Annotated in this window: 7 protein-coding genes; 2 read left to right on the forward strand and 5 right to left on the reverse strand. The window is 70.1% G+C overall.

The genetic code is table 11. From position 1 onward, the window contains the following. Window positions 1-130: 130 nt before the first annotated feature. Window positions 131-259 (forward strand): DUF6408 family protein, encoded by a 129-nt coding sequence (locus KV205_RS32670; protein WP_265868470.1) that lies wholly within the window; start codon window positions 131-133, stop codon window positions 257-259. Between the two features lie 66 nt (window positions 260-325). Here the strand turns inward: KV205_RS32670 and KV205_RS32675 are convergent, their stop codons facing one another. The 5 genes from KV205_RS32675 to KV205_RS32695 all read right to left on the reverse strand — a co-directional run bounded on the left by KV205_RS32675 (window position 326) and on the right by KV205_RS32695 (window position 6,468). Then, window positions 326-2,440, reverse strand: coding sequence for a DUF2075 domain-containing protein (locus KV205_RS32675; protein WP_265868481.1), 2,115 nt, complete (start codon window positions 2,438-2,440; stop codon window positions 326-328). A gap of 148 nt (window positions 2,441-2,588) precedes the next feature. After that, entirely contained in the window at window positions 2,589-3,428 is an 840-nt protein-coding gene (locus KV205_RS32680; protein WP_265868471.1) for a hypothetical protein, read from the reverse strand. 87 nt (window positions 3,429-3,515) lie between these two features. Further along, window positions 3,516-5,069 carry an MFS transporter gene (locus tag KV205_RS32685; RefSeq protein WP_265868472.1) on the reverse strand — a complete coding sequence of 518 codons (1,554 nt, stop codon included), beginning with the start codon at window positions 5,067-5,069 and terminating at the stop codon, window positions 3,516-3,518. A 115-nt stretch (window positions 5,070-5,184) separates the two neighbouring features. Next, a complete protein-coding gene (locus KV205_RS32690; RefSeq protein WP_265868473.1) occupies window positions 5,185-6,030 on the reverse strand; it encodes an alpha/beta fold hydrolase in 846 nt (281 codons plus the stop codon). A gap of 39 nt (window positions 6,031-6,069) precedes the next feature. After that, complete coding sequence (locus tag KV205_RS32695; RefSeq protein ID WP_265868474.1) at window positions 6,070-6,468, reverse strand: RidA family protein; 399 nt, start codon at window positions 6,466-6,468, stop codon at window positions 6,070-6,072. Here KV205_RS32695 and KV205_RS32700 point away from each other — a divergent pair. Further along, the coding region (locus tag KV205_RS32700) for a hypothetical protein (protein ID WP_265868483.1) at window positions 6,467-6,662 on the forward strand (196 nt) is incomplete at its 3' end. The genes KV205_RS32695 and KV205_RS32700 overlap by 2 nt on opposite strands.

Raw genomic sequence — 6,662 nt, forward strand, 5'->3', positions numbered from 1 at the left:
AGCGGCATTCAGATGCCGGTTCTCGGTCGCGGCTGAAGAGTGGTTTCCCTCGCGTCTCGTACGTGAGGTGAGTGCGGATGCCCGGAAGGGCGGCCCTGCCATTCCAACGTCGAACTGAGGAGTGGTGTTCATGAACCCCGTTGAGTACAAGCCTGCGCGTCACAGCAGGATCCGCAGGATCCTGTTCGACGTCTCCGTGGGTGTCGTCGCCAATATCGTGGTGGCGGCCCTGACGGCGGCAGCGCGCCTGGTCTTCTGACCCGGGCGGATGGCGGGCCCGGAGAGCCCGCCATCACCTTTCCTGGCGCTTTCGGTGTGCCTTCGGTCAGAAGAGCCTCAGTTCGGCCTCATGGGCCACACCCGACTTGCGCTTCTTGCGCTTGTGCCGGCCTCGCTGCCGAGGCAGAGGCGGCCGGCGGGCTTCCTGTGGAAGGTTTTCCCAGATGGGGCGGAGACTGTGGATCTCCACCTCGCCCACCATTTGCTTGAGGTAGGTCCGGGTCTCCTCATCCGTGGAGTAGAGCACCGTCGCACGGCCGGCCCTGGTCATCAGCACGTGGTAGGCGTGGCGTACGAGTCGGGCGAATTCGTCGTCGTCGACGCTGCCGGCCTTCACCTTCGGATCGAACGACCCGGGTGTGGCGACACGCTTGACATCGCACTCCGGGTCTTGACGATCCTTGCCTCGCCGGAACACCCATTTGTCCCCACGGCGCACCATGTCCTCGCCCATGATCACGCCACACCAGTCCCATTCGAGGCCCTGCGCCGTGTACACACAGCCGATCTGGTCGAGACCGTTCTCGTTCACAGACCAGATCCTCGACGGGGGTGCGTCGTTCTCGCAGAAGGTGTCACTGTCCGCGTTCCACGGCCGGTGCCAGTCGCCGATGCGGACGTCGGCCTCCAATCTCTTCATATCGCCCTGTGGCTTCGTCCACGGCCAGCAGTAGCCTGCGACCATGCGCGCGGAAGCGCCGGCCAGGGCTTGCGTGCGGATGATGCGTTCGAGCTCCTCCGGGGTGTCGGCGACCTCGATGTGCATCAGCCCGTCGGCCCGCCACGGATCGGGCGTCTCGTCGGTGACCCCGAGCACTGCCCGTACCCAGCGGATGTAGGCATCGCTGCCGCCGCAGCGGAACTGCTCCCACAGGTCGAATCGGGCGAGCCGGGCGCCGTTCCGTCCGGCAGCCTCCTCGATGAGCTGCACGGTGCCCACCTCGTTCGGCCGCACGGACTGGGCCTCGTCCAGGAAGAACACCGTCAGGCGGGACGCCGCGAGCAGCTCGTCCACCTGTGGCCCCGTGCCCTGCTGCTCGGGCTTCCAGAACCGGCTCGTCGAACGGTCTCGCAGACGGTGTGCCTCGTCGCAGATCAAGACGTCCAGGGGCGGATCAGGAGGAGTGACGAAACTGCTGAAATATGTGAAGGACTCCCGGAACTCACTGTCTCCGTAGCCGACGTGCTCCTGCATCGCTCCGTTGAAGGCCCTGCTGCCACTGGCGTACTTCACCGTACGGCCCTGGGCCTCCAGTTCGGCCTTCATCTGCAGACCGATGGCGCTCTTGCCCGTGCCCGCGCCACCGGTCACCAGGAACACCACACGACGCTCGTCCGGAATCAATTCAGGCCGGCGCGGATTCGGAAGAACTCGTGATGCCGTTTCGAGGATCTGATCGGCGATCTCCTTCTGCCTTCCACGCAGGGTGAAGACCGTATCGGCTCCGCGTGACCAGATCATGGCGTCCAGCAAGCGTGTGTTGCGCAGCCCCATGCCCTGGAGCATGACCTCGGCCACCGAGGCCGCTCCCTCGTCGTCGGCGGCGAAACTCCGCTGGAGGTCGGACAGGAGCTGCTCGCGCCGGTCGCTCGTGTAGATGCGGCCGTACACGCCGTTCGGCGCCTCCACATCGAGGAGCGGACGCACGGATTCATCCGTGGCGTTATGCAGGTAGGCGAATCCGCCACATTCGAAGGCGAGGCCCTGGAACGGCCCGCGAGCGCTCCTGAAAGCGTTGTAATACTCGCGCAGTTGCAGAGCCGGATGGGCCTTTGCCTTCTCCATACCCTCCACGTACACCAGGTCGGCCGTCGCCTGCTCCACCCTGGTGACCCTCGACCAGCGCTTCAGCTCGACCAACTGTACGGACGGCCGGTTCTGCTCAGGATGGCGGCCCACGAGGACGACATCGATGAGGCGCGGACTGTCCAGAGGTTCGTCGATCGTGGCGGCACACTCGACAATCATCTGCACGTTCCCGCGCCCCGCTGCCACCAGATCGCCCGCCAGGCTCACCAGGCTCTCGGCCCAGGCGGAGCGCTCGGTGAGCGAGGCGTCGGTCTTGCGGAAGTGCTGCCATCGCGCGGCGAGATGCGGCACCATCAGGCGCCGGGCGTTGAGCGTGAGCAGATCCTGCGCTGCCAATTTCAGCAGGAGCATGGACACGAGGTGGTTCCCCCAGGGCACGAGTGACTCGTGCGGGTGGGGGCATGTCCTCGTGGGGAAGCCCGTCGGGCCGCATTCTTTTGCCTGCGATCTTACGGAAGGGTGAGCCGGCCTCGCTCACCCCGGGCCCGTGCGAGAAGCGTCAGGAGCGCTGCCAGGTGACCGGGAGCTTGACCTCGGGGCCGCCGTTGCCGCCGTCGCCGCCGAAGCGGAGGGTGCCGGCGAGGGCGGAGACGGTGGCGTCCCAGCAGTTCACGTCGGTGACGCGGATCTCGGGCATCTTGAGGGTGGCGCCGGGGACCACCGGGCGGAAGGGCTTGAGGGCGTTCGTGTCCAGCTCAAGGGGCACCGGGTCGGCGGCCGTCCAGGCGCCGCCGGCCGGGGCGAAGCGGGTGAGGATCCGGTCGTCGGTGAGGACACCGGTGGCCGGGTCCGTCTTCGGGGCGAAGGAGAGTTCGACCAGGGTCGCCTTGTTGCCGTTGGGGAGGGTGCCGGCCGGGACCAGGGCGACGAAGGTGCCGGTGAGCGGCTTGCCGTTCGGGTTCCAGCAGGCGGCCGCGGTGCGCGGGATGCCGCTGGTGGGGGGCTCCCCCGAGTCCGTCGGGGTGGGCGTGGGGCTCTCCGTGGGGTCTCCGCCGCCGGTCGTGACGCCGCCGGTGGTGACGCCGCCGGTGGTCTCCCCCGAGGTCGAGCCCTCGCTGACGCCGACGGTGCCGCCGTCCGTGGTTCCGCCGTCCGTGGTTCCACCGTCCGCGGTTCCACCGTCCGCGGTCCCGCCCTCGGTCACGCCCACGGTGCCGCCGCTGTCCACGCCGACCGACACGCTGCCGACGTCCCCCTCGGTCGGCTCGGCCGTCGCCGCGGCCGCGCTCAGGCCCGGCGCGAGGCCGTCGCCGGAGGCGGTCAGGAACACGGCAGCGGCGGCGACCGCCGTCGCCGCCACCGTCAGGGAGATCCGTCTGATGCGTCGCTGCTCACTCAACTTGCCTGCCCCCACCTGTCGTTCGGACGTCTTTCGTCTGTCCTCACGCTGTCTCGGGCGGGCCGCCGGCAAACCGTGATCTACGCCTCACCCGCCCGGCATCACGGCGCCGCCCTTGAGGCGTTCCATGTCCGAGGGGCGGACCTTGATGGCGAGGACGGCGATGATCGCGGAGAGGATGGCGAAGGCCGCGGCGACGATGAAGCCGGCGGTGACGCCGCTGGTCAGGACCTGGTCGCCGAAGGGGGGTGGGAGCTGGCCGGTCTTGGCGAACTGGGCCTTCTCCAGGGGGCCGGCCTGGGCGAGGAAGGCGGGGACCTGGACGTCGGCCTCGTTGCGGCTGGCGGTGCCGAAGACGGTGACCAGGATGGAGAGGCCGAGGGAGCCGCCGACCTGCTGGGTGGCGTTGAGGAGGCCGGAGCCCGCGCCCGCCTCGGCCGGCGCGACGCCCGAGAGGGCCATCAGGGTCAGGGACACGAACATCATGCCCATGCCCGCGCTGAGGATCAGCATCGGGCCGAGGATGCTGCCGGCGTAGGTGGAGTCGACATTGGTCAGGGTCAGCCACGACAGGCCCGTGGCCAGGCAGATCGAGCCGATCACCATGAAGGGCTTCGGCCCGAACCGGGGCAGGAGCTGGGAGGTGACCCCGGCGAGGACCGCGATCACCGCGCTGACCGGGAGGAAGGCGAGCCCGGCCTGCAAGGGGCTGAAGTCCAGGACCTGCTGCACGAAGAGGGTCAGGAAGAAGAACATGCCGAAGATGGCCGCCGCGAGACAGAGCATGATGCCGTACGTGCCCGCCCGGTTGCGGTCCGCGAACATGTGCAGCGGAGTGATCGGCTGCCGCGACCGCCGTTCGATGAAGACGAAGCCGACCAGGAGCACGATGGCCGCGGCGAAGGAAGCGATCGTGTACGGGTCGCGCCAGCCCTCCTGCGCGGCGCGGATGAAGCCGTAGACCAGCGCCACCATGCCGAGTGTCGACGTGAGCGCGCCCAGGATGTCGAAGTGGCCGGGGTGGCGTTCGGACTCCTTCACATGACGGGGCGTCAGGAAGGCGATGAGGACCGCGATCGGCACATTGACGAAGAACACCCAGCGCCAGTCGAGCCACTCGACCAGGACGCCACCGGCGAGCAGACCGATCGCACCACCACCGGCCGAGACGCCCGCGAACACGCCGAAGGCCCTGTTGCGTTCGGGGCCCTCGTCGAAGGTGGTCGTGATCAGCGACAACGAGGTCGGGGACGCGATCGCGCCGCCGACGCCCTGCAGCGCGCGGGCGGCGAGCAACTGCCAGGACTCCTGGGCGAATCCGCCGAGGAGCGAGGCCAGGCCGAAGAGCAGCACGCCGAAGATGAAGACCCGGCGGCGGCCGAGGATGTCACCGGCGCGGCCGCCGAGCAGCAGCAGGCCGCCGAAGGTCAGGGTGTAGGCGTTGACCACCCACGACAGGCTCGTGGTGGAGAAGTCGAGCGCGCTCTGGATGTGCGGGAGCGCGATGTTCACGATGGTGATGTCGAGCACCACCATCAGCTGACACGAGGCGATCACGAACAGGGCGATGCCCTTGCCGTCGTCTCCCGACTTCTTCGGGACCGCGGTCTGCTGCGGGGTGCTCGGCTTGGGGGTAGTCATGGCGCATCGCGCCCTCACCGGAGGGAGCCGTGGGCCGGTCAGTCCACCTTTCGACACTAAGCCCCGACCACGGGGCCGACCAGTTGATCAAGCGGCCTCGTGCCGGGCCCGCTGATCAAGAGGCCGTCTCCGGCGGCTCCGTGACGAACGCGCGCAGTTCCGCCGCCAGTCGTTCCGGCTGGTCCTCGGCGATCAGCGTGCGGGCGTCGGCGATCTCCACGTACCGGCCGCGCGGCAGCAGCGCGGCGAGCCGGCGTCCGTGTTCCGGCGGCATCATCAGGTCGTCGGCGGCCCACACCACGAGCGCCGGGCGGTCGAAGGAGCGCAGGCCCTCGGCCGCCCGCAGCAGTTCGTCCTTCCGTACGGCCAGGTTGTAGCGCCGGAAGTCGTGCCGGACGGCCGGGTCGGTGCGCAGCGGGCGCAGCCAGCCGTCGACGACCGCGTCCGGGACGGGGCGGCGGGTGAGCGCGCCGAAGCCGACGGGGAGGCGGCGCAGGGCCTTGAGGCCGAGGACCCGGGCGAGGAGGGAGACCCCGCCGGGGACGCGGCAGGCGAGCGCGATCAGCTTGCCGGGCACGCCGGGCGGGTAGTTGTCGAAGGCCTCGCAGGAGATGAGGACGAGGCGGGCGAGGCGTTCGGGGCGGCGGACGGCGACGGTCTGCGCCCGGCCGCAGTCGCTCTCGACGAGGGTGACGTCGTGCAGGTCGAGCCGGTCGAGGAGTTCGGCGATCAGGTCGACCACGGAGTCGGGCGAGAGCGGTACGTCGGGGCGCAGCGCGATGCGGTGCGAGCCGTACGGGAGGGTGGGCGCGATCACCCGGTGGTCCGGGGCGAGTCGGGCGGTCACCGCGCGCCAGACGGTGGCGTCGTGGACCAGTCCGTGGAGGAGGACGACCACGGGTCCGGGGCCGCCGGTGTCCTCGTACTCCACTGTTCCCGCGGTCAGTTCGATCTCCGGCATGCCGGCTCGCCCCCTGTTCGCCGTCGGTGCGCGGCCGGGTCAGTCCACGACCGCGAAGCCGTCCAGTTCCACCAGGGCCTGATCGTCCCACAGCCGTACGACACCGATCACGGCCATCGCCGGATAGTCCCGGCCCGCCAACCGGTGCCAGATGCGGCCGAGTTCGGGCGCGTGGTGGCGGTAGTCGGCGACGTCCGTGGCGTACACGGTGACCCGCGCGAGGTCGGCGGGCGAGCCCCCGGCGTGGCGCAGCGCCACGAGGAGGTTCGTGAGCGCCGTCTCGAACTGCTCGGGCAGCGTCCCGCCGGTCACCTTGCCGTCCCGGTCGAGACTGGTCTGCCCGGCCAGGAAGACGAGCCGGCTGCCGGTGGCGGTGACGGCGTGGCTGAAGCCGGTGGGCGGGGAGAGGTCGGCGGGGTTGTGGCGGTGCAGGCTCATGGGGTGCCTCCTGCGGGGGCGGGGGCGGCTGCAGTGGGGTCGGGGGCCGCGTCCGGCGCGGGCGCCGGGCCGGGGGTGGGGGCGGGGGGCCCGGCGCTCGCCGGCGAGCGGCCCTCCCAACGGCCAGAACCGCACCCTGCTCGACGCCCTGCGCGCGGACTTCGCCGCGTCCGGCCTCGACCTGCCGGTCTACT

Source organism: Streptomyces sp. SKN60, from assembly GCF_026236535.1.
GTDB lineage: Bacteria > Actinomycetota > Actinomycetes > Streptomycetales > Streptomycetaceae > Streptomyces.

Coding starts and splice junctions, on each gene's coding strand:
- KV205_RS32670 (WP_265868470.1), top strand. CDS start 131: ATGAACCCCGTTGAGTACAAGCCTGCGCGTCACAGCAGGATCCGCAGG.
- KV205_RS32675 (WP_265868481.1), bottom strand. CDS start 2,440: ATGCTCCTGCTGAAATTGGCAGCGCAGGATCTGCTCACGCTCAACGCC.
- KV205_RS32685 (WP_265868472.1), bottom strand. CDS start 5,069: ATGACTACCCCCAAGCCGAGCACCCCGCAGCAGACCGCGGTCCCGAAG.
- KV205_RS32690 (WP_265868473.1), bottom strand. CDS start 6,030: ATGCCGGAGATCGAACTGACCGCGGGAACAGTGGAGTACGAGGACACC.
- KV205_RS32695 (WP_265868474.1), bottom strand. CDS start 6,468: ATGAGCCTGCACCGCCACAACCCCGCCGACCTCTCCCCGCCCACCGGC.